The organism is Amycolatopsis xylanica (assembly GCF_900107045.1).
GTDB lineage: Bacteria > Actinomycetota > Actinomycetes > Mycobacteriales > Pseudonocardiaceae > Amycolatopsis > Amycolatopsis xylanica.
Map to the genome: position 1 here is coordinate 786067 of NZ_FNON01000001.1, position 20743 is coordinate 806809.

The following is a 20743-nucleotide window of genomic DNA, read 5'->3' on the forward strand; positions in this document are numbered from 1 at the left end:
TCCGATGATTACGAATCATTAGTAAGGAGAATTACCCGATCAGGGGGACGAGTCGGGTTACTCTGGGTACAGGGATCGGATGTATGGTGCGTTCCGGAGGCGAAAATGACGCTTGAACAGCACCGGCCGGTGACCCTGCTCGTGATGGAGGAACGGCGCCGTGACGAGGTGTACCCGAAGGTGGTGCGCGAGGAACTCGAAAGCCTGACGCGCTGGCGCGAGCCGCTCACCCGTGAGCAGCTCGCGGCGGATCCGTCCGCTTTGGACGGTGTCGAGGTGCTGCTGTCCGGCTGGGGCGCTCCGGTGCTCGATTCGGTCCTGTTAGGACACGCGACGAGCCTGCGCGCGGTGCTGGTCGCGGCGGGCTCCGTCCGCCCGCTGACCACCCCGGAGTTCTGGGCGCGCGAGATCCCGATCGTGTCGGCGGCCTCGGCGAACGCGATCCCGGTCGCGGAGTTCACCCTCGCGCAGATCCTGCTGGGCCTGAAGCAGGTGCACCGCATCGCCCGCGAGCTGCGCGAGCGCCAGGCGTATCCGCCGGATCCCCCGGTGCCCGGCGGCTACCGTTCGAAGGTCGGCCTGCTCGGCTTGGGCGAGATCGGCGCGCTCGTCGCCTCCCACCTGCGCAACTTCGACGTCGAGGTGCTGGCGACCGACCCGGTGGTGGACGCCGCGACGGCCGCCGACCTGGGCGTGCGCCTGGTCGACCTCGGCGAGCTGTTCGCGTCCTGCTCGGTCGTCAGCCTGCACGCGCCCCTGCTCCCGGAGACCGAAGGCCTGGTCAACGGCGACCTCGTGGCCACACTGGAGCCCGGCGCGACCCTGATCAACACCGCCCGCGGCGCGGTCGTCGACGAGCCGTCGGTGCTCCCGGTGCTGGCCGAGCGCCAGGACCTGACGGCCATCCTGGACGTCACGTTCCCGGAGCCGCCGGTCGCGGGCTCGCTGCTGTACACCCTGCCGAACGTCGTACTGACGCCGCATCTGGCCGGGGCGTTGAGCGCCGAGCGTGGCCGGATGGGCGAGCTGGTCACCGCCGAACTGCGCAGGCTGATCCTGGGTCACCCCTTGCAGCACGCGGTCGCACCCGCCGCCGCCCACCTCCGCGCCTAACGGGCTCGTGAGTGTTTTGGCCGGTTAGAACCGGCCGTACCACTCACGACCCCCGCGCGTGTCAGGCGTGCGCGGGCGGGATAAAGCCCGCTTTATCCCGCTGCCGCAGGGCCGGTGAGTGCGGTTTGCGGCGTTGAACGACCTGATTCCCCCTCAGTCAACCCGCTTGACCAAGCCACATGAAAGTGGCGTCTGTGACGCTGACCGTCACATACGCCGCTTTCGTGCGATCAAGGCCGACTTCGCCCCAGGGCCTGCCCACCGAGGCCGAGCAAGCGACTCGCGCGGCCGGCATCCGGGATAAAGCCCGCTTTATCCCGCCCAGCGCAAGGGGGTCGTGAGTGTTGCGGCCGGTTCTAACCGGCCGTACCACTCACGACCCTTTCGCCTGGGCGGGATCTGGGCGCGCTGTTCGGCAGGCTTCTCACCGAAACTCGGATGAGGGGAAACGAAATGCGCGCATGGGTGACTCGATGCCTGACGACCGCGGCCGTGGCGGGCGCCTTGCTGGGTTCCGTGACGGTCGGCGCGCAGGCGTCGACGCAGGGGCCCGCGGCGGAGTCGGGCCGGTGCAAGGGCTTCGTGGAGGTGGAACGGCATGAACTCCGGAATTCCTTCCACAGCCTGATCGGCACGGTCGTCCTGTACTGGAACGGCACGTACCAGATGAACTGCGTGGCGACGTTCAAGAGCGCGGCCTACGGCGTGGCCACACCCACCAGTGCCTACGTGTGCACGAAGACCGGCGGCAAAGAGGTGTGCAGCATCGACAAGGGCAGCTTCCGCTACCTGGCCGAAACGCACCCGCTGAAGTCGCCGGGCTGTGTGCGCTGGGGTGGCTCCGTGACCGGCATCGACGGCTTCAAGGTCGAGGTCAACAAGCCCTACGGCCACTGCTGAGGGCTCGTGAGTGTTCTGGCCGGTTAGAACCGGCCGTGCCACTCACGACCCTTGGCTTGGGCGGATCTGGGTCGTGCGCGTTGCGGGCGGTTAGAACCGCCCGCAACGCGCACGAGTCCCCTTGACCTGCGGCTTCCGTCGGGCGGCTTGTGGTCCGCCGCCTCCTGTCGCGAAAGCCGCTGCCCCGGAGGCGCGCCGAGCACCCATGATCCTTTAGCTGGGCGAACCGGGGGTCGTGAGTGTTTTGGCCGGTTAGAACCGGCCGTACCACTCACGAGCCTGGGTCAGCTGGATGAGCGGAGGGTGAGGGAGACCGGCAGTATGCGCTGGGCCGGCTTGACGTCGGGGTCGTCCAGCAGCCGCAGCAGGGTCTCGACCATGGCGTGCACCTGCTCGCGCGGGTCTTGGTGGACCGAGGTGAGCGGGGGCTCCATCGCGGGCGCGAGGGTCGCGTTGTCGTCGAAGCTGACGACCGCGACCTCGGCCGGGATACGGCGGCCCGCCGCGTGGAGGGTGCGGAGTGCGCCGACCGCCATCATGTCGCTGGCGACGAAGACCGCGTCGAGGTCCGGGCGGCGCGCCAGCAGCGCCGTCATCGCGTGGGCGCCGCCGGAGAGGGTGAAGTCGGCTTCTTCGGACAGCTCCGCCGGGTCGAGGCCGGCGTCGAGCAGTGTCTTGCGCCAGCCGGACAGGCGGTCGATCGCGGCGCTCTGGTCCTGAGGCCCGGCGATCGTGGCGATGCGGGTCCGCCCGGCCGCGATCAGGTGCTCGACCGCCAGGCGGGCGCCGCCCTCGTTGTCGAAGTCGACCACGTGCACGCCGCGCTTGATGCCCGCCGCCTGGCCGCCGAAGACGACCGGGATTCGCAGCAGCCGCAACGCTTTCGGCAGCGGATCGGCCCGGTGGGGCGCGAAGACCAGCGCGCCGTCGACGTGGCCGCCTTCGAGGAAACGGACCGTGCGGCCGAGGTCTTCGCGGGTGTCGCTGAAGATCAGGACCATCTGACGATCGACATCGGCCAGCTCGCGGTACCCCGCGCGCATCACGGCCGTGCGGTACGGGTCGTCGAGCAGCCGGGCCTCGGGCTCCGACAGGACCACCGCGATCGCGCCGGTCCGGCGCGTGACCAGCGAACGGGCCGCCTGGTTGGGGGAGTAGCCGAGGTCGCGGGCGGCGGCCTGGACCTTCTCGCGGGCGGCCGCGCTGACATAGGCGTCGTCGTTCAGCGCGCGCGACGCCGTCGACCGGGACACGCCCGCGAAGGCGGCCACGTCTTCGAGCGTCGGCCGGTCCTGTTCTCTCACGCTTCTCAGCTTAGCCGCCGAAGCCGGGAGCGCTCCCTGCCTCTTGACACCGGGGTGGTCCGCAATCAGACTCTCCGCATCTGGGAGCGCTCCCAGAAACGATTTCCGGCAAAGGGGTTGGAATACGTGAGAACCATCCGGAACGGCCTGGTGTTGGCAGTGGGCATCGCGCTGACGGCGATCACCGCCTCGGCCTGCGGCGGCGACGGCAAGCAGGACACGCCCGCCGCGGCCGGGCCGGGTGAGCAGGTCGAGCTGACGCTGGCGACGTTCACCGAGTTCGGCTACGAGGCGCTCGTCGAGGAGTACCAGAAGCTCCACCCGAACATCAGGATCACCCATCGCAAGACCGGCCAGGGCGGCCCGTACCACCAGGACCTGATCACCAAGCTGGCCGCGGGCTCCGGCCTGGCCGACGTCACCGCGGTCGAGGAGGGGCACCTCTCCGACGTGCTCGACAAGGGCTCGAAGTTCAACGACCTGACCAAGATCGGGCCCGCGAGCGCGTCGGCCGACCGCTGGCTGCCGTGGAAGTACGACGCCGCCAAGACCAAGGACGGCAAGGTCATCGGCTACGGGACCGACATCGGCCCGCTCGCCATGTGCTACCGCAAGGACCTGCTCGCGGCGGCGGGCCTCCCGTCCGACCCTGAAGCGGTCAAGCCGCTCTTCGCGACCTGGGACAGCTACTTCGAGGCTGGCGCGCAGTACGTGTCGAAGAGCGGCGGGAAGGCGTGGTTCGACTCGGCCGCGCAGAACTTCAACGCCATGGTCAACCAGCTGCCGGACGGCTATATCGGCAAGGATGACAAGCTGGCGGTCGAAGGCAACCAGGGCATCAGGGACGCGTGGGCGAAGGTCACCGCCGCGGTCGCCAAGGGCCAGTCGGCCAAGCTGACGGCGTTCAGCAACGAGTGGAATTCCGGCTTCAAGCAGGGCGCGTTCGCGACGAAGGTGTGCCCGGCCTGGATGCTCGGCGTGATCAAGGAGCACGCGGGCCCGGAGAACGCGGGCAAGTGGGCCGTCACCGCGGCCTTCCCCGGCGGGGGCGGCAACTGGGGTGGCTCGTATCTGACGGTGCCGACGCAGTCGAAGCACCCGAAGGAGGCCGCCGAACTCGCCGCCTGGCTGACCGCGCCCGAACAGCAGATCAAGGCGTTCCAGGCCAAGGGCAACTTCCCGAGCCAGGTCCAGGCGCTGACCGACCCGGCGCTGCTGAGCCAGACCGACGCCTACTTCGGTGACGCGAAGATCGGCGCGCTGTTCGCCGAGCAGGCGAAGAAGGTCAACAAGCCGCAGTACAAGGGCCCAGGCGACGGCCAGATCCAGGAGAACGCGTCCAGCCCGGCGCTGCAGGCGGTCGAGCAGGGCAAGCCCGCCGCCGACGGCTGGCAGCAGCTGGTCGACGCCGCGAAGAAGATCACGCGCTGAGCCGATGGCGGTCATCGACAACGCCGTGCGGGCCGGGGAGCGGGTGTCTCCCCGGCTCACCTTCCGGCAGCGGCTGAGCCGGTGGGACGTGAAGGTCTCGCCGTATCTCTACATCGCGCCGTTCTTCGTCCTTTTCGGACTCGTCGGGCTGTTCCCGTTGCTGTACACGGCTTACGTGTCGCTGTTCAAATGGGAGGCGGGCGGCGACCATCCCGACTTCATCGGCTTGGACAACTACAAGGAGCTCTTCGCCGACGGCCAGTTCTGGAACGCGCTGGGGAACACGGGCAGCATCTTCCTGCTCTCCAGCGTCCCGCAGCTGATCATCGCGACGGGGCTGGCCGCGCTGCTCGGCGGCAGGCTGCGCGGCGCGACCGGCTGGCGGATCGGCATCCTGCTGCCGTACGCGGCGGGCCTGGTCGCCATCGGGATCATCTTCGCGAACCTGTTCGGCCCGAAGTACGGCCTGGTCAACGGGCTGCTGCAGACCATAGGCCTGGATCCGGTCGACTGGCAGGCGAGCCGGTTCGGCAGCCATGTCGCGATCGCGATCATGGTGAACTGGCGCTGGACCGGCTACAACGCGCTGATCGTGCTGGCCGCGATGCAGGCCATACCGCGCGAGCTGCACGAGGCCGCGCTGATCGACGGCGCCGGGACCTGGCGGCGGTTCACCAGCGTCACGCTGCCGCTGCTGAAGCCGACGCTGATCTTCGTCACCATCACCTCGACGATCGGCGGGCTGCAGATCTTCACCGAGCCCAAGTTGTTCGACGCCATGCCCGGCTCGAACAACGGCGGCTCCACGAACCAGTTCCAGACGGTGACGCTGTATCTCTACCAGTCCGCGTTCGAGAACTACGACCTCGGCTACGCCTCGGCGATCGCCTGGGTGCTGTTCGTGCTGATCGTGGTCATCGCGCTGGGGAACTTCTTCCTCACCGGCCGGATCGCGGGGGTGAAGGGGAAATGACCAAGCCACGCAAGGCCACGTACTGGGTGCTCGCGATCTTCGTGCTCGGTTCGCTGTTCCCGTTCTACTGGTCGTTCCTGGTCGCGAGCCGCGACAACGGGATGCTCACCGAACGCGTCCCGCCGTTCCTGCCGGGCGGCAACTTCTTCGCCAACGCGGCGCGGGTGTTCGACACCGTGCCGTTCTGGAAGGCGCTGGGCAACAGCCTGCTGGTGTCCGGCACGGTCACGCTCACCACCGTGCTGTTCTCGTCGCTGGCCGGGTTCGCGTTCGCCAAGCTCAGGTTCCGCGGCCGGAACGGGCTGTTCGTGTTCATCGTGGTGACGCTGGCCGTGCCGACCCAGCTGGGCATCATCCCGTTGTTCATCGCGATGTCGGAGCTCGGCTGGGCGGGCGGGCTGCAGGCGGTGATCGTGCCCAACCTGGTGACGGCGTTCGGCGTGTTCTGGATGCGTCAGTACACAGTGGACGCGCTGCCGTACGAGCTGATCGAGGCGGCGCGGATGGACGGCTGCAGCATGATCCGGATCTTCTGGAACGTCTGCCTGCCCGCGGTGCGCCCGGCCGCCGCGATCCTCGCCATGTTCACGTTCATGACCTCGTGGAACGACTTCCTGTGGCCGCTGGTCGTGCTCGACGCGGGCAACCCGACCGTGCAGGTGGCGCTGGAAAAGCTGCAGAGCGGCTACTACGTCGACTACTCACTGGTGCTCGCCGGCACGACGCTGGCGACCATCCCGATCCTCATCGTCTTCGTCCTGCTCGGCCGCCAGATCGTGGCCGGGATCATGCAAGGTGCCGTGAAAGGGTGACCATGTTGGAGTTTCCGCCCGGTTTCGTCTGGGGCGCCGCCACCGCGGCGTTCCAGGTGGAAGGTGCCACCAGCCTCGACGGCCGCACCGACTCGGTGTGGGACGTGTTCGCCCGCCGCCCCGGCGCGGTCGTCGGCGGGGACACCGGCGACCCGGCGGCCGACCATTACCGCCGCTACGGCGAAGACGTGGAGCTGATGCGCCATCTCGGTCTTGGTGCGTACCGGTTTTCCTTGGCATGGCCCCGGATCCGGCCGAGCGGCGGCCGCCCGAACCCGGCGGGGCTGGCGTTCTACGACCGTCTGGTCGACCGTCTGCTCGAAGCCGGGATCCAGCCGTGGGCGACGCTGTACCACTGGGATCTGCCGCAGGCGCTGGAGGACGACGGCGGCTGGGTGGCGCGGGACACCGCGTTCCGGTTCGCCGAGTACACCGAGACCGTGCTCGAACGGCTCGGCGACCGCGTGGCCAGCTGGTCGACGCTGAACGAGCCGTGGTGCGCCGCGATGCTCGGCTACGCGGGCGGGGTGCACGCGCCCGGCCGGACCGACCACGCGGCCGCCGTCGCCGCCGCGCATCATCTCCTGCTGGGGCACGGGCTCGCGATGGAGGTGATCCGTAAGTACACAGTGGACACTCCGGCCGGTGTCACACTCAACCTGTATCCGGTCACCGCACACGACCCCGTGGCCGACGCCGACGCGGCACGCCGGGTGGACGGCCTGCAGAACCGGCTGTTCCTCGATCCGGTGCTGCGCGGCCGGTACCCGAAGGACCTGGTCGCCGACCTCGCGCTGGACGACGTCGTGCGTGACGGCGACGAGGCGGTCATCGGGGCGCCCATCGACTGGCTGGGCGTGAACTACTACCGCGACTACCGGGTCTCGGCCACACCGGTCGCGGGCAGCGAACCGGCCGGGCCGGAATGGGTCGGCGCGCGGGATGTGCACTTCGTGCCCGATCCGGCCGCCGCGCGCACGGACTCCGGCTGGGAGGTGCAGCCGGCCGGGCTGACCGATGCGCTGCTGCGGGTTCGCCGTGATTACCGGCCGATTCCGCTCTATATCACCGAAAACGGCGCGGCGTATCCGGACGTCGTCGGTGTGGACGGGGCCGTTGTGGACAGTGACCGCGTCGCGTTCCTCGAGGCGCATCTGCGTGCCGCGCACGAGGCCATTCGAGCGGGCGCCGATCTGCGCGGTTATTTCTATTGGTCACTTCTCGACAATTTCGAATGGGCAGAAGGATATGCCAAGCGTTTCGGCTTGATCCATGTCGACTATCCGACACAACGCCGGACGCCGAAGCGGAGCGCGCACTGGTACGCCGGAGTGATCAGCTCCAACAGCTTGGCCTAGTGTCCTGTGATCCCACTTGCCTTACGCCGCTGCGGCCCACGCGGCCCCTGGCGGCACCGGGGAAAACCCCGAGTACAACCCGGTACGAGGGATTTTCCCCGGCACCGCCAGGAACCACGTGGATCCACAGCGCCGCAAGGCAGCAGGATCACAGGACACTAGCGGGAAAACGGCCGCTGGTGACGACAGCGGCCCACTGTTCGTTCCTGACTTTCGAGTACTGCGGGAAATGGGGGACACGCCTGGGAATGCCCGTCCCGATGCCATAGAGTCGGCGCCTTCACGAACACGGAACGGCGATCATCGACCGTCTTCGGCCTTTCGGGACAGCCAGGGAGAGCAGTGAGCGGTACCCGTGCGGGATCTTCTTTCGACGTGCTCGCGCAGGCTTTGACCGAGTGCCGGGACCACCAGGTCACCGGTGCGCTCTATCTGGCGGGCAGTCCCGGTGGCGTGGTGCACCTGCGCGACGGGCTGGTGGTGGCGGTCGAAAGTCCTGGCGCGCCAGGACTCGACGTGCTGCTGCTGCGCTCCGGCCGGTTGAGCGAAGAGGACTGGTCGGCCGCGCTGCGGGTCGGTCCCAGCGGTCCGTACCCGAGCGACGAGCTGCTCATCCGCTCCGGGGTCGGCTGCGCCGAACTGCAGCTGGTCGCCACGATGGCCACCCAGGACAGCGCCTTCGTCATCGTGGCGGGCACCATCGAGGAGTACGCGCTCGACCGGAACCCGTTCGACGTGCTGCTTCCGATCGCTTCCGGGCTGGAGACCGACGAGCTGCTGAGCGAGACCGCGCGGAGAGAGGCGGCGCTCGCTTCGCTGGAGGCCCCGGTTTCGCCGCACCGCGACCAGCTCGCGCGGGTGGCGGGCGCGGCGGCGGAGGACATGCCGAGCGCCGCCCGGCGCGACATCTTCACCAATGCCGACGGCAGGCGGTGTGCCAGGGACATCGCGTTCCGGATGGGGCGCAACGTGTTCCCGGTGGTGGTCGAGGTCGCGAGGATGATCGGTGACGGGCTGATCGAGGTCGTCGCCAAACGGCCGGTCGTCACGGCGCACCCGGACGCGTCCTTGCGGCCGCTGGCGCCCGCCGCCGAGCCCGGCGCCGGCGATGAGCCGGCGAAACCGTTGCCTCGGCGTGAACCCCGTCCGTCGCCGGTGCCGCGTGCGGCTCGCGCGTACGGCTGGCAAGTGCTGCCCCGGCTGCTCAATCGCATCCGCGCCGGACCGGAAGACGAGGCGCGGGAACCCGACTGACCACCACCGAAGATCGGAAAGAAGGAGCATGGACATGCTGGGCAAGAGCCAGAACATGTCGGACCAGATGACCGTCATGGTCAAGCAGATGCGGCAGGAGGTGCCCGACTGCCTGGCGTCGGGCGTGGTCGACCTGGCGACCGGCATGCTGCTGGCCGTCGAAACGACCGACAACCATCCGACGGAGGTGCTCGACCTGCTCGCCGGCGCGACCCTCGACCTGTTCCAGGGGCGCACGGTGGTGATGATCGAGAACATCTTCAAGGAGCGCCGGGGCATCAGCAGCGCCGAGCACTATTTCCAGGAGATTTTGGTCAACAGTGCCAATTTGACGCACTTGTTCATCCGTAACAACCATAACGCGGATGTGGTGGTCGTCGTGGTATGCCCCAAATCGGTGAACATCGGCATGCTGTTCGCGGCGGCGAGACGGGTGGTCAAGAGCCAGGCGCTGTGACCGCACGACCGCGCATATTGGTCTAGACTTTTCTTTCATGCGCGGTACCACGGTGTTGCCGGGAACGGCTTGCGAGGTGTCGAAGCCGGGGGAGCTGCCCTTGCACCGGCTGGAGCTGACGGCCCAGGACGCGCTGCCGTTCGCGGTCGGCACGTTCGACGCGATCGGGCCGCTGTCGCGGGCCACGTTCCCGCACCGGCACACGTTCCACGAGATCGTGTTCGTCACCGGTGGCACCGGCGCGCACGTCGTCGACTTCACCCGCTGGGAGCTGCGGCCGCCGCAGCTGGCGGTGATCGCGCCCGGCCAGGTGCACCACTGGGACGTGCTTCAGCTGACCGGGTCGGTGCTGCTGTTCACCGACGACTTCCTGCTCGACCATCCGGCCGACCGGGAGTTGCTGCGGCGGCTGAGCGAACGGCCGTGCCAGCCGCTCGACGACCGATCGTACGAGCGCACCGCACGCCTGATCGCCGAGCTGGAAGAGGAGTTCCGGCTCGGCGGGCCAGGTTCGGAATCGGTGGTGCGCTCGTTGTTGCACGTGCTGATCGTGCGGGCGGGCAGGCAGCCGGGAACGCCGGAGCCGCGTCCGCCCGCACGGGCGAACGCGGTGGCGGCGGAGTTCGCGCGGCTGGCCGCCAGGTCCGACCTGGGCTTGTGGTCGGTGCGCGCGCACGCCGAACGCATCGGCGTCAGTCCCGGCTATCTGGCCGAAGCGGTGAAGGCCGCGACCGGCCGGACGGCCGCGCATTTGGTCAGGGAGGCGCGCACGCGCGAGGCGAAACGGTTCCTGCTGGGCACGGATCTGACCGTCCGGCAGGTGGCGAGCCGGGTCGGTTTCGCGGACCCGGCGTACTTCTGCCGGTTCTTCCGGCGGGAGACCGGATTGAGCCCGGGCGACTTTCGCCGGACCGGTGACGTGACCCCAGAGTTTCACCACGAATGACGGGCTGAGTCCATCGCCGGTGGCTGATCTTGTCCCTAACGTCGACTGCATCCCCCACGAGGAGCAGACAAATGGACGAAGACAGCAAGCTCAGCCGCAAGACACTGCTGCGCGCCGCGCTGGCCGCCGGTGTCGCGGCCCCGGTCGCCCTGCTCGGCGGGCCCGCGCTCGCTCGCACCACCGTCGCGAGCGGGCAGGTCCCCGAGCTCACCCCGGAATGCCACGATGGCGACGAGCCGACGATCGCCCAGACCGAAGGTCCTTATTTCAAGCCGAATTCCCCCGAGCGCACCACGCTCACCGGCCCGGGCACCCGCCTGGTCGTGAGCGGCTACGTCTTCGGGCTCGCCTGCCGCCCGGTGGCACGGGCGCTCCTCGACTTCTGGCAGGCCGACGTCAACGGCGCGTACGACAACGTCGGCTACACCTTCCGCGGTCACCAGTACACCGACGCCAACGGCGCCTTCAAGCTGACGACGATCGTGCCCGGCCTGTACCCGGGCCGCACCCGCCACATCCACGTGAAGGTCCAGGCGCCGGGGCGGCCGATCCTCACCACGCAGCTGTACTTCCCCAACGAGCCGCGCAACAACACCGACACGATCTTCGACCCCCGCCTGCTGATGACGGTCCGTGACTCGGGCGGCACCCGCGAAGCCGCGTTCGACTTCGTGCTCAACGTCCCGCAGACCCCGACGACCACCACCGCCCCGCCCAGTTCGACCACCACGAGGCCCACGACCTCCACCCCGCCCGGGGGGACGACCTGGACGGTGGGCACCAATTACGCCGCCGGCGCCCAGGTCACTTACGACGGCCGCGGTTACGTGTGCCTGCAGGGGCACACCGCCCAGCCGGGATGGGAACCGCCCGCCGTCCCCGCGCTGTGGCGCGCGGCGTGACGGGCCGTCGCTGAGGGAGGAAAACGCGGGCGGGTCCCGCCGGATGCGCCGCCAGGCGTACGGGACCCGCCCGCCCCTACCCTGTCGTGCATGACTCGCTACCTGGTCTCGCACGACTACGGGATGGGCGGCCTGTGGTGGTGGATCACCGCGGGATCACCCGAGGAGATCACGCTGACCTTGTCCGACGTCGAGGTGGTGTCCGACGCCGAGCTGCTCCAGCGAGCGGACGGCTGGAATCTCGAGGAGGTCGACCTGAGCGGGCCACTGCCCGCGCCGCTCGACAGGATGCGCGATGAGCGCGTCGAGCAACGCAAGCACCCGGATTTCGGGGCGACCGCGGGGCGGAGCCCGATTTACCTCCGGATGGCCGATGAGGACGGCACTTGGCTGATGGAGCTCGGCGCGGACGGGCGGCGACTCCGCCAGATCGAGGTGCCCGCCGATGGCCCGGCGCTCAAAACCGAGGACTGGCCGTTCAATCCGCCTTTCGATCTGTACGACCCGCAGTATGCTGCCATGGAGATGGAGGCGGCCGTCTTCGAGACCGCTTGGCGCGATGCTCGCCCGGATCCGGATCCTTGGTGAACGACCTTCTCTGTCGCGGACCATGTTTCATGGAAACGCCACGACACGTTGGACTGCCTTCGAGCAGCGTGGACGCGAAGTGCTGGGCAGGTGCTCTGTGCTGTGCCACCGAACCAAGACCGAAGATGGGTACGATCGGCTGATCTTCCAGCATTGGCGGCACTATCTGTGCCGCCTTAAGTACGAACATCGACGCCCTGCGCGTTACCCCGTCCATCGAACACGTGCAAACCCATGCGCCAAGCCTGTGGTCGCTACGGCTTCAAAGCAGCGTGCCCGGTGCGCTCGGTAGGCGCCCGGGCAGCAGCTATCGAGGCTGCTAATCCTGCTTTGGCAAGGTGCCATCCGAAGGATCGCGGTGTTCCCTCGCTGGCTTAGGTAGCCCGCCCCGTGACTCAATCCGCACGAACGGAAGTCGGATGACGAGATCCTCGCCGGGGCGTCGCTTAGTCAGAACAAGGCGGACGAGACGCAGAATGAACGCAAATAGTAGCGCAATCATTGGCAACACAAGCCATGGTGCGCCTGACAAAGAACTGCTGATGACAGCAACCAAGGTGCGCATACCTGTCCGGCGTGTCATCCCAAGGTGTGACTGCCAATCAGGTTGAGCGCAAGCGCAACACAGACACACCTACCCTGCCGCGCCACCCCTTGGGAGGACTCCAATTCGTGGAGCCGCGTAGCGCCAAGCACATCAAAACACCTGGCTGTCGGATTAAGTGGCACTCGCAAATCGGGTCCACCCAGCCCCCACGAGGCTACCAGCCGGGGCGGGGTGTGCACCACTTGTAACTGCGGTCGGGTGCTCTGTGTGTGTCTCACGTCAAGAGACACACATAAAGTGATCTGGGACGTATGGGCTGCCACGTTTGGGTCAGGGTTTGGCGAAAGGGGCCCCGTCGCGAATGCGGGGGCTTTCGAGCGATACCAGTACGCACCGGGTACACGCAAGCGCTGATAGAGCTATGCGCCAACAAGGCTTGTAAGGGGGCCTTCACCAAGGCTGGCTCAGGTTGCGGCCGTTGGCCAGGGGCGATCTTTTGGCTATGCAACGGCCTAAACCCGATTTTTCACATGCGTAACACGCTGGGGCGGAGCAAGACCGACCGGCGAACGGGGTATCTGGGCTTTGGGCGGCTGGATTCCCCCCGCGCTGCGGGACGGTTTGGCCGCTCAGTCGAGCCGATGGTCACCGGCTGCCAGGAGGCACCGGACTTCGGCGGCCGTCTGCTCCGCGTCGAGATGACCGGTGTCGATGGCGTGGGGTTCGAAATCGCCGAGGTCGGCGAACGCGCCGTGCAAACCGGTGATCGCGTCGACGTCCTTGAGTTCGTCGCCGACGCGCTCCTTCGCGCGTGCCAGCGTGGTCGGGAGCGAGGGGCGGAGCACGACGTACGAGAGGTTCTCCAAGGCCTTGCGAAACGGCGGCAGGAACCACGGGCCGACGATGCCATCGACCACGACGTCGTAGCCTCCGCGAGAGAAGGTGCTGACGGTCGCGACGATCGCGTCGACTACGACCTCGTTCTGCTGCTGTGACTCCGGCAGGTACGGGGGTATGAAGCCGGTCTTGATCGCGCGGTAGAACTGGTCCGTTGTGAGGTGGACCGTCGGGGTACTGGCGGTCGATGCCAGCAGGTCCGCAACCGTGGTCTTTCCGGAGGCGGGTGGGCCGGTCAAGATGATCACTTCGCCGTTCATGGCAGCGAGTGTGCCAGGGGTCGTGAGTGTTTAGGCCGGTTAGAACCGGCCGGAACACTCACGACTCCTCGACGAAAAGGCGGGGCATGAAGGCGAGCATCAGCGAAGACCAGACCACGTGCGTCACCAGTGGCGCCTGGACGCCGCCCGAACGTCGCCGCTGCACCCCGAACAGGGTCCCCATCACGGCCGAGGCGAGCACCAGCGCCGGGTTCCGGGTCGCCGTCGTGGTCAGCACGTAGATCGCGGTCGACGTGCGGACCGGGTGAGCGCCCGCCGCCGAGTACAGCGCGCCGCGGAAGAAGATCTCCTCGGCCGCGCCGTTGGCCAGGGTCGTCAGGACGACCGAGGCCGTGGAACCCCGGTGGGCGTAGCTGAGCACCCCCGCGATCGCCCGGCGCAGCACGGGGATGCGCCGGGCCACGAGCGCGCCGCCGTAGAAGACCGCGAACGCGCCCGCGCCTGTCACAGCGGGCGCAAGAATGCCACGTTGTCCGCGGGGGATCGGGCCCGCCGCGGACGCGCCCGCCAGCCAGGTGGCCGCGACCGCGCCGGTGAGGCCGTAGAACTGGGGTGAGGCGGGTTTGCTCGCGAGGGATTTGCCGAGCAGGAGCGCGCCGGTCACGGTCACGCCCGCCAGGAGGCCGCGCTTCATGCGGACCGTTCGGCGAGTGCTTGGAGGACGGCGTCGTCGTAGCCCATGGGGTCGAACTCGATCAGGGAGCGGATGGAGGCGTCGCGGACGACGACCTCGTTGGTCATCGAGTCGATGAGCGCGCGGCCGGTGCGGGTGTCGATGTCGGTGACCAGCGCGAGCCAGTACGACGACAGCCTGGGGGAGAGCAGCGGGACGCCGACGATCAGGAGGTGCCTGCCCTCGAGGTCGGCGACGCGCTGGAGCATGTCGCGGTAGGCGAGCACCTCGGGGCCGCCGATGTCGAAGGTGCGGCCGGTGGCTTCGGGGTGGCCGAGTACTCCGACCAGGTAGCGGATCACGTCCGCGACGGCGATCGGCTGGGTGCGGGTGGAGACCCAGCGCGGGGTGATCATCGCGGGGAGGTGCTCGACGAGCTGGCGGGTCAGCTCCCAGGAAATGCCGCCGTGGCCGATGATGATGCCCGCGCGGAGCACCGTGACCGGCACGCTGGTCGAGGCGAGGATCCGCTCGACTTCGCGGCGGCTCGCCAGGTGGTCGGACAGTTCGTCGGTGTCGTCGCCGAGTCCGCCGAGGTAGATGATCTGCGAGAGGCCCGCTTCGGCGGCCGCGCCCGCGAAGGCTCGGGCCGCTTCGGCGTCGCGGCGCTGGAAGTCAGTGCTGTCGAGTGAATGGACCAGGTAGTAGGCCGCGTCGGCGTCCGCGAAAGCCGCGCGCAGCGAGGCGGGGTCCGAGACGTCGCCGTGGACGGCCTGGCCCGCGCCCGTGTAGCGGCCGGGGTTGCGGGTCATCGCGAGGACTTCGTGGCCGGCCTCTTCCAGCGCGGGACAGAGCCTGCCGCCCACGAAACCCGAGGCGCCGGCTACGAGTACTCGCATGATCAGACCGTAACCGGAGCGGGCCCGGTGCGCAGAACGCGACCTGATCACCCGCGGGGCATGTGAAACACACACCCAAGATCCGGAAACGGTGACTGGCTGCCCGCACGCGGTCACAGGAGGATTTCCTTTCACGGCTCTGTGGAAGGAATCTGCGCGATGGACGCTTTCTCACCTGCGTTGCGTGAGCTGCTCGACCGGCCGGGTCCGGTGCGGGCCGCCGGCGCGCACAACCCGCTGGGGGCCCGGCTGGCCGAGCGCGCGGGGTTCGACGCGGTCTGGTCGAGCGGCTTGGAGATCTCGGCGTCGCAGGGGCTTCCGGATGCCGACATCCTCACGATGACCGAGCTGCTCGCGGTGGCCCAGTCGATGGCCGCGGCCGTCTCGGTGCCGGTGATCGCCGACTGCGACGCGGGCTATGGCAACGCCAGCAACGTGATGCACCTGGTCCGCCGGTACGAGGCGGCGGGCGTCGCCGCGGTCTGCATCGAGGACAAGACCTTCCCGAAGGTCAACAGCTTCGTCCCCGGCAGGCAGACGCTGCTCCCGGCCGAGGACTTCTGCAACAAGATCGCCGCCGCGAAGGCCGCGCAGTCACGGCCCGACCTGGTCGTGATCGCCCGACTGGAGGCGCTGGTCGCGGGCTGGGGCCTGGACGAGGCGTTGCGCCGCGGCGAGGCCTACGCGGAGGCGGGCGCCGACATGGTGCTGATCCACGACAAGGGCAAGTCGCCGCAGCCGGTGCTGGAGTTCCTGCAGCGGTGGCGACGGCCGGTCCCGGTCGCCGTGGTCCCGACGACCTATCACACGGTCACCGCGGACGAGCTGTCCGACGCGGGCGCCAAGCTGGTCATCTACGCCAACCACGGCCTGCGCGCCGCGATCACCGCGATCACCTCGGCGTTCGACACCATCCTCCGCGACGGCCGCACCACCGGGATCGAGGACCGGATTTCGCCGCTCAGCACCGTTTTCGACCTGCAGGGCATGCGGCAGTTCATCGAGGCCGAGCGCCGGTTCGTGGCGGAGCGGGGTCCGGTCGAGGGGGTGGCTTGATGACCTCGGCGACACTGCGCGCGCCCGCCGAGCCCCTCGCGGCGGTCGCGGTCGCGGACGCGCTGCTAGGGGCCGGATTCGGGCCGTTCTACGGCGTTCCCTGCTCGTTCCTCGGGCCGCTGATCCAGGTCCTCCAGGACCAGCATCCCGGGCTGTACCAGGCCGCGGGCAATGAGGGCGAGGCCGTCGCGCTGGCGGCCGGTGCCCGGCTTGCCGGTCGGCTGCCCGTGGTGATCTTGCAGAATTCGGGGCTGGGCAACGGGGTGAACCCGCTCACCTCGCTGTGCCACACGTTGCGGATCCCGGTGCTGCTGCTGATCACCTGGCGGGGCAGGCCGGGTCACCCGGACGAACCGCAGCACGAGCTGATGGGCCGGATCACCCCGGACCTGCTGGCGGCCATGGAGATCCGGTCCGAGCTGTTCCCCGCGAACCTCGCCGACCTACCCGCCGCGTTGTCCACATCGGCTGAGCACCTGAAAACCGGAAAGTCGTTCGCTTTCATCGTCCCCAAGGGAACGCTGGCGCCGCTGCCTGCTGAGCCGCGCGCCGACGACGGCCTCGCGCTGCGTGCCGAAGCGATCGCCGCGACCGTCCAGGCCTCTGACCCCGCCACGCTGCTGGTCGCGACCACCGGCAAGACCGCGCGTGAACTGGAACGGGACTGGGACCGCGACGGGAACCTGTACGTGGTCGGCTCGATGGGCTGCGCCGCCAGCGTCGGGCTGGGCGTCGCCCTGAACGCGCCGGACCGCTTCGTGACGGTGATCGACGGCGACGGCGCCGTGCTGATGCGCATGGAAGCCATGGCGACCATCGGGCGCAGCGCGGCGACGCGGTTCACCCATGTGGTGCTGGACAACGAAGCCTACGAATCAACCGGTGGGCAGCTCACACACTCGGCCGGGGTGGACTTCGCCGGGATCGCCGCCGCGTGCGGGTACCGCAGCCACGTCGACGTCAGCGGTATGGCCGAGCTGGGCGCGGCGGTGCGGCGCGCGCAGGCGGATCCGGGCCCGCATTTCATCCGGGTGCGGATCCGGCCGGGCTCCGACCCGAAGCTGGGCCGTCCCGCGCTCACCCCGCCCGAGGCCGCCGCGCGGTTCGCCAGAGCGGCACGGGCATGACGGCGGGCGAGTTCTGCCTGGCCATCGTGGGCGGCGGGCCCCGGTCGACCTACGCGCTGGAACGGTTGTCCGCGACCATCGACCGGCTCGGCGGCCGCCGGCTCGCCGTCCACGTGTACGACGACGGCGGGGACTTCGGCGCCGGGCAGGTGCACAGCGCGAGCCAGCCATTCACGAGCTACCTCAACCGCGCCGCGCATCAGGTCGGCTTCGCGGCCGACCCGTCGGTGACCGACGCCGAGCCGATCCGGGACGACCGCCCGACGCTGTACGACTGGTGCCGGGAGCGGTTCGCCACGACCGGCGACACGACGTTCGACCTGGAACCGGCCGACGCGCCGAAAAGGCATCAGCACGGGCAAGCGCTGCGCGAGATGTTCGACGCCTACGCCGGCGAACTTCGCGGCAAGGGCGTCAGCGTGGTGCTGCACGCCGAGGAGGTCACCGACCTCGTTCCGGCCGACGGCCGCTGGGAGGTCGTGTCGGCCTCGGGCTCGCACCACACGGCCGATCAGGTGCTGCTGATCACCGGGCACTCCAGCAACGACTACTCGGACGAGGACGGGCCGGGGGAGTACCTGGCCTTCGCCAGGCGCACCGGCGCGGTGTACATGCCGAGCGCGTATCCGTTGCAGGAAGCCCTTTCCCTGGAGGACCCCCGCCCCGGCTCGACGGTCGGCTGCGCCGGGCTCGGGCTGACGGCGATCGACCAGATCCTCTACCTGACCGAGGGCCGCGGCGGCCAGTTCCTCCTCGACGACGACCGCCTGCGCTACCAGGCGAGCGGCTCGGAGCCCGCGATGATCCTCGCGTTCAGCCCGAGCGGCGTTTTCCCTTACACCAGGCCGATCAACCGCAAGGACCGGCCGCATCAGGGCCGCTTCCTGACCAAGACCGCGATCGACAAGATCAGGAAGTCCTCGGGCACCGACGCCGGGGACGACCGCCCGCGCCTGGACTTCGACGCTCACGTGATGCCGCTGATCCTGCTCGAGATGGCGTACCTGCACTACCGCACGCTGTTCGGGCCCGTGGCGGGCGACTTGATCGTCGAGAGCGTTCACGAAGACTACGAACGTTTCCTCACGCTGCCGATCGAGCCCGGCGAGGTCGAGCGCCTGCTGCCGGGGGTCGAGGCGGTCGTCGCGACGCTGCCGAAGCAACTGGTCCCCGAGCCGATGCTCAAGCGGTTCGACTGGCGGACGATTCTCGCCCCGATCGACACCTCGGCCGGGATGACCCGGTCCGAGTTTCGCTTGACCTACCTGGATTTCCTGCGCCGTGATCTGGACTGGGCGGTGCAGGGCAACGTCGCGAACTCGTTCAAGGCCAGTGTGGACGGGGTCTGGCGCGACCTGCGCGGCGTCCTCAGCCACGCGGTCGACGGCGGCGGCCTGACCGCCGACTCACATCGGCGGTTCCTCGAGTATCACCGGCGGTGCCAGAACAAGGTCTCCGGCGGCGCCGCGCCGGAGGTCATGGCGAAGATCCTCGCGCTGGCCGAACACGGCGTGCTGGACCTCTCAGCCGGACCGCGCGCGAAGATCGCGTTCTCGGACCGGAGTTTCGTCCTGCACGGGCCGGTGACCGGCCTGAACGCCGAACTCGACGTGCTGCTCGACGCCCGCGTGCACGCCTTCGACCCGGCGCGGGACATCCGGCCACTCTACCGCAACCTCATCGGCCGCGACGTGGTCCGCCTGTGGCGCAACACGACGCCGGGCCAGGCGGACTTCGTGCCCGGCTTCCTCGACCTCGACGAGCGGTCGCGGCCGGTCGGCCACGGCAGCATCACCGTGCTCGGACCGGCGGCCGCCGCCCGGGGCACCTACCAGTTCTCGGCGCTGCGCCCGGACAACAACGACGTCGTCATGCGGGAGATCGTGGCTTGGCTGCACGGTTTCTGGGCCGCGCTCGACCACCGGAGGCTTCCGTGACCCACCTCGACAACGCGCTCGCGCACTACTACGACGTTCTTAAGCGCGCCATGAACGCGTACCAGCGGTCGGACGAGTTCGTGCCTTCGGAGAACTTCCTGCCCGACTTCGACCTGCCCGTGCTCGACTCGACCATGGAGAAGTTCCTTCAGCCGTCCGGGATCGGGATCACCGAACTCGGCGAGCACGGCGGCTGCTCGCTGCATTTGCTCAACCTGATGAGCAATCCGGGCACACGGACGACCAAAACTTTCGGCTCGATGATCAACGTCGCGCGCGCGGTCAACCACATCCGGACCACCGGCGAGCGCGTGTTCATCATCAGCCCGTCCTCGGGCAACAAGGCGACGGCGCTGCGCAACGCCGTCGAGCGTGCGGTTTCGGTCGGGCTCGTCGGGGACACCGAGCTGCAGATCGCGACCGCGGTCCCCGAGGCGTCACGGCACAAGCTGTGGTCGTCCGGGCTCAGCGACGATCCGCGGCTGCGGGAGCTCAACCCGATGGCCGTGCTGCCGTGTGAGGTCCCGGTGCACGTGAAGCTCATGATCGCGGAGTTCATGGCGCGGCACACCGACGAGTTCCATGAGCGCTACGGAATTCGGCTCTGGCACACGCTCGAACTGCGCAACTACATGGTCGCGGACATGGTCAGGGCGCTCGCCGAGCACGACCTGATGCCCGCGACCGGCCGGGGACGGCTGCACGCGCACGCCGTGTCCAGCGCGCTCGGCCTGCTCGGGCTGCAGTTCGGGCACCGCGAATTGGCCAAGGCGGGCGTCGAGCTGCCCGCGCTGCAGCTGCTGCTGGTCCAGCACCTCGGCACGCCGGACATGGTGCTCGGGCTCTACCACGACTCGTTCGACATGGACCTGGTGCCGAAGTACCGGCGGGGTGCCGACGGGCTCTACCGGCAGGACGAGGACCCGCACTTCCCCGCGGTCACGTTCGACCCCGAGGAGCACCTCGACGCCACGTTCTACTCGCGCACGCCGGTCACCTCGCCGCGGATCAACAAGGTCATCAGGGAGAACGGCGGTGGCGGGATCGTCGTCTCGCTGTACGAGTGTCTCCAGCGGTACAACCAGATCCGGGACCTGCTCGCGACTTCCGTCTCGCTGCCAGCCGATCCGCGCAGGCTGCGGGAGTGGAGCCTGGTCATGGCGCTGACCGGGGTGCTGAACGGCATCGAGCGGGGTGTCGTCGCCGATCGCGAGATCCTCGTGCACGCGTCGGGCAGCTACGGCGAGGACGACTACCGGGTGCTGAGCCCGGCCGACAGCGTGCGGATCGACGGGGTCGAGGACTTCTACCAAGTGGTGCGTCACGCGGCCGAAGCCGGGTGAGGCCG

Annotated in this window: 19 protein-coding genes; 15 read left to right on the plus strand and 4 right to left on the minus strand. The window is 68.8% G+C overall.

Features of this window, described 5'->3' with window-relative positions; genetic code table 11:
* Window positions 1–105: 105 nt before the first annotated feature.
* On the plus strand, window positions 106–1113 hold the full coding sequence (locus tag BLV57_RS03385) for a hydroxyacid dehydrogenase (protein ID WP_091286435.1): 1008 nt from the start codon (window positions 106–108) through the stop codon (window positions 1111–1113).
* Window positions 1114–1566: 453 nt separating this feature from the next.
* Window positions 1567–2013, plus strand: coding sequence for a hypothetical protein (locus BLV57_RS03390; RefSeq protein WP_143046964.1), 447 nt, complete (start codon window positions 1567–1569; stop codon window positions 2011–2013).
* Between the two features lie 284 nt (window positions 2014–2297).
* Here the strand turns inward: BLV57_RS03390 and BLV57_RS03395 are convergent, their stop codons facing one another.
* Window positions 2298–3317 (minus strand): LacI family DNA-binding transcriptional regulator, encoded by a 1020-nt coding sequence (locus BLV57_RS03395; RefSeq protein ID WP_281244381.1) that lies wholly within the window; start codon window positions 3315–3317, stop codon window positions 2298–2300.
* Between the two features lie 126 nt (window positions 3318–3443).
* Between BLV57_RS03395 and BLV57_RS03400 the strand changes: the two genes are divergently transcribed.
* The 9 genes from BLV57_RS03400 to BLV57_RS03440 all read left to right on the plus strand — a co-directional run bounded on the left by BLV57_RS03400 (window position 3444) and on the right by BLV57_RS03440 (window position 12038).
* Window positions 3444–4748 (plus strand): ABC transporter substrate-binding protein, encoded by a 1305-nt coding sequence (locus BLV57_RS03400; protein WP_091287846.1) that lies wholly within the window; start codon window positions 3444–3446, stop codon window positions 4746–4748.
* Between the two features lie 4 nt (window positions 4749–4752).
* Entirely contained in the window at window positions 4753–5721 is a 969-nt protein-coding gene (locus tag BLV57_RS03405; RefSeq protein WP_091286440.1) for a carbohydrate ABC transporter permease, read from the plus strand.
* A complete protein-coding gene (locus BLV57_RS03410) occupies window positions 5718–6533 on the plus strand; it encodes a carbohydrate ABC transporter permease (protein ID WP_091286443.1) in 816 nt (271 codons plus the stop codon). Before BLV57_RS03405 ends, BLV57_RS03410 begins: the two co-directional genes overlap by 4 nt.
* A gap of 2 nt (window positions 6534–6535) precedes the next feature.
* On the plus strand, window positions 6536–7891 hold the full coding sequence (locus BLV57_RS03415) for a GH1 family beta-glucosidase (RefSeq protein ID WP_176968479.1): 1356 nt from the start codon (window positions 6536–6538) through the stop codon (window positions 7889–7891).
* Between the two features lie 342 nt (window positions 7892–8233).
* Window positions 8234–9145 carry a MarR family transcriptional regulator gene (locus BLV57_RS03420; protein ID WP_143046965.1) on the plus strand — a complete coding sequence of 304 codons (912 nt, stop codon included), beginning with the start codon at window positions 8234–8236 and terminating at the stop codon, window positions 9143–9145.
* Window positions 9146–9179: 34 nt separating this feature from the next.
* A complete protein-coding gene (locus BLV57_RS03425) occupies window positions 9180–9602 on the plus strand; it encodes a hypothetical protein (RefSeq protein ID WP_091286447.1) in 423 nt (140 codons plus the stop codon).
* Window positions 9603–9639: 37 nt separating this feature from the next.
* Entirely contained in the window at window positions 9640–10548 is a 909-nt protein-coding gene (locus BLV57_RS03430; protein WP_176968480.1) for a helix-turn-helix transcriptional regulator, read from the plus strand.
* Window positions 10549–10619: 71 nt separating this feature from the next.
* On the plus strand, window positions 10620–11450 hold the full coding sequence (locus tag BLV57_RS03435; RefSeq protein ID WP_091286450.1) for a dioxygenase family protein: 831 nt from the start codon (window positions 10620–10622) through the stop codon (window positions 11448–11450).
* A 90-nt stretch (window positions 11451–11540) separates the two neighbouring features.
* Window positions 11541–12038, plus strand: coding sequence for a hypothetical protein (locus tag BLV57_RS03440; protein WP_218134574.1), 498 nt, complete (start codon window positions 11541–11543; stop codon window positions 12036–12038).
* A gap of 1176 nt (window positions 12039–13214) precedes the next feature.
* Here BLV57_RS03440 and BLV57_RS03445 read toward each other — a convergent pair.
* The 3 genes from BLV57_RS03445 to BLV57_RS03455 are packed head-to-tail and all read right to left on the minus strand — an operon-like array spanning window position 13215 to window position 15275.
* Window positions 13215–13742, minus strand: a complete 528-nt coding sequence (locus BLV57_RS03445) for a phosphotransferase-like protein (RefSeq protein WP_091286452.1) — start codon at window positions 13740–13742, stop codon at window positions 13215–13217.
* Between the two features lie 58 nt (window positions 13743–13800).
* Window positions 13801–14397 carry a CPBP family intramembrane glutamic endopeptidase gene (locus BLV57_RS03450; RefSeq protein WP_091286454.1) on the minus strand — a complete coding sequence of 199 codons (597 nt, stop codon included), beginning with the start codon at window positions 14395–14397 and terminating at the stop codon, window positions 13801–13803.
* Window positions 14394–15275 (minus strand): NAD(P)H-binding protein, encoded by an 882-nt coding sequence (locus BLV57_RS03455; protein ID WP_091286457.1) that lies wholly within the window; start codon window positions 15273–15275, stop codon window positions 14394–14396. The genes BLV57_RS03450 and BLV57_RS03455 overlap by 4 nt, the downstream gene beginning before the upstream one ends.
* 159 nt (window positions 15276–15434) lie before the next feature.
* Between BLV57_RS03455 and BLV57_RS03460 the strand changes: the two genes are divergently transcribed.
* The 4 genes from BLV57_RS03460 to BLV57_RS03475 are packed head-to-tail and all read left to right on the plus strand — an operon-like array spanning window position 15435 to window position 20738.
* Window positions 15435–16331: an isocitrate lyase/phosphoenolpyruvate mutase family protein gene (locus BLV57_RS03460; RefSeq protein ID WP_091286460.1), complete on the plus strand. Its 897-nt coding sequence runs from the start codon at window positions 15435–15437 to the stop codon at window positions 16329–16331.
* Window positions 16331–17458, plus strand: a complete 1128-nt coding sequence (gene aepY / locus BLV57_RS03465; RefSeq protein ID WP_091286463.1) for a phosphonopyruvate decarboxylase — start codon at window positions 16331–16333, stop codon at window positions 17456–17458. Before BLV57_RS03460 ends, aepY begins: the two co-directional genes overlap by 1 nt.
* Window positions 17455–19395, plus strand: a complete 1941-nt coding sequence (locus BLV57_RS03470; protein WP_091286466.1) for an FAD/NAD(P)-binding protein — start codon at window positions 17455–17457, stop codon at window positions 19393–19395. The genes aepY and BLV57_RS03470 overlap by 4 nt, the downstream gene beginning before the upstream one ends.
* Entirely contained in the window at window positions 19392–20738 is a 1347-nt protein-coding gene (locus tag BLV57_RS03475; RefSeq protein ID WP_091286469.1) for a DUF6002 family protein, read from the plus strand. The genes BLV57_RS03470 and BLV57_RS03475 overlap by 4 nt, the downstream gene beginning before the upstream one ends.
* The last annotated feature ends 5 nt before the right edge of the window (window positions 20739–20743 follow it).

What these genes read in the sequence shown, in the direction of transcription:
- BLV57_RS03425 (WP_091286447.1), top strand. Translation starts at nt 9,180, where the DNA reads ATGCTGGGCAAGAGCCAGAACATGTCGGACCAGATGACCGTCATGGTC.
- BLV57_RS03415 (WP_176968479.1), top strand. Translation starts at nt 6,536, where the DNA reads ATGTTGGAGTTTCCGCCCGGTTTCGTCTGGGGCGCCGCCACCGCGGCG.
- BLV57_RS03385 (WP_091286435.1), top strand. Translation starts at nt 106, where the DNA reads ATGACGCTTGAACAGCACCGGCCGGTGACCCTGCTCGTGATGGAGGAA.
- BLV57_RS03450 (WP_091286454.1), bottom strand. Translation starts at nt 14,397, where the DNA reads ATGAAGCGCGGCCTCCTGGCGGGCGTGACCGTGACCGGCGCGCTCCTG.
- BLV57_RS03460 (WP_091286460.1), top strand. Translation starts at nt 15,435, where the DNA reads ATGGACGCTTTCTCACCTGCGTTGCGTGAGCTGCTCGACCGGCCGGGT.
- BLV57_RS03435 (WP_091286450.1), top strand. Translation starts at nt 10,620, where the DNA reads ATGGACGAAGACAGCAAGCTCAGCCGCAAGACACTGCTGCGCGCCGCG.
- BLV57_RS03440 (WP_218134574.1), top strand. Translation starts at nt 11,541, where the DNA reads ATGACTCGCTACCTGGTCTCGCACGACTACGGGATGGGCGGCCTGTGG.
- BLV57_RS03455 (WP_091286457.1), bottom strand. Translation starts at nt 15,275, where the DNA reads ATGCGAGTACTCGTAGCCGGCGCCTCGGGTTTCGTGGGCGGCAGGCTC.
- BLV57_RS03470 (WP_091286466.1), top strand. Translation starts at nt 17,455, where the DNA reads ATGACGGCGGGCGAGTTCTGCCTGGCCATCGTGGGCGGCGGGCCCCGG.
- BLV57_RS03405 (WP_091286440.1), top strand. Translation starts at nt 4,753, where the DNA reads ATGGCGGTCATCGACAACGCCGTGCGGGCCGGGGAGCGGGTGTCTCCC.
- BLV57_RS03430 (WP_176968480.1), top strand. Translation starts at nt 9,640, where the DNA reads ATGCGCGGTACCACGGTGTTGCCGGGAACGGCTTGCGAGGTGTCGAAG.
- BLV57_RS03445 (WP_091286452.1), bottom strand. Translation starts at nt 13,742, where the DNA reads ATGAACGGCGAAGTGATCATCTTGACCGGCCCACCCGCCTCCGGAAAG.
- aepY (WP_091286463.1), top strand. Translation starts at nt 16,331, where the DNA reads ATGACCTCGGCGACACTGCGCGCGCCCGCCGAGCCCCTCGCGGCGGTC.
- BLV57_RS03410 (WP_091286443.1), top strand. Translation starts at nt 5,718, where the DNA reads ATGACCAAGCCACGCAAGGCCACGTACTGGGTGCTCGCGATCTTCGTG.
- BLV57_RS03390 (WP_143046964.1), top strand. Translation starts at nt 1,567, where the DNA reads ATGCGCGCATGGGTGACTCGATGCCTGACGACCGCGGCCGTGGCGGGC.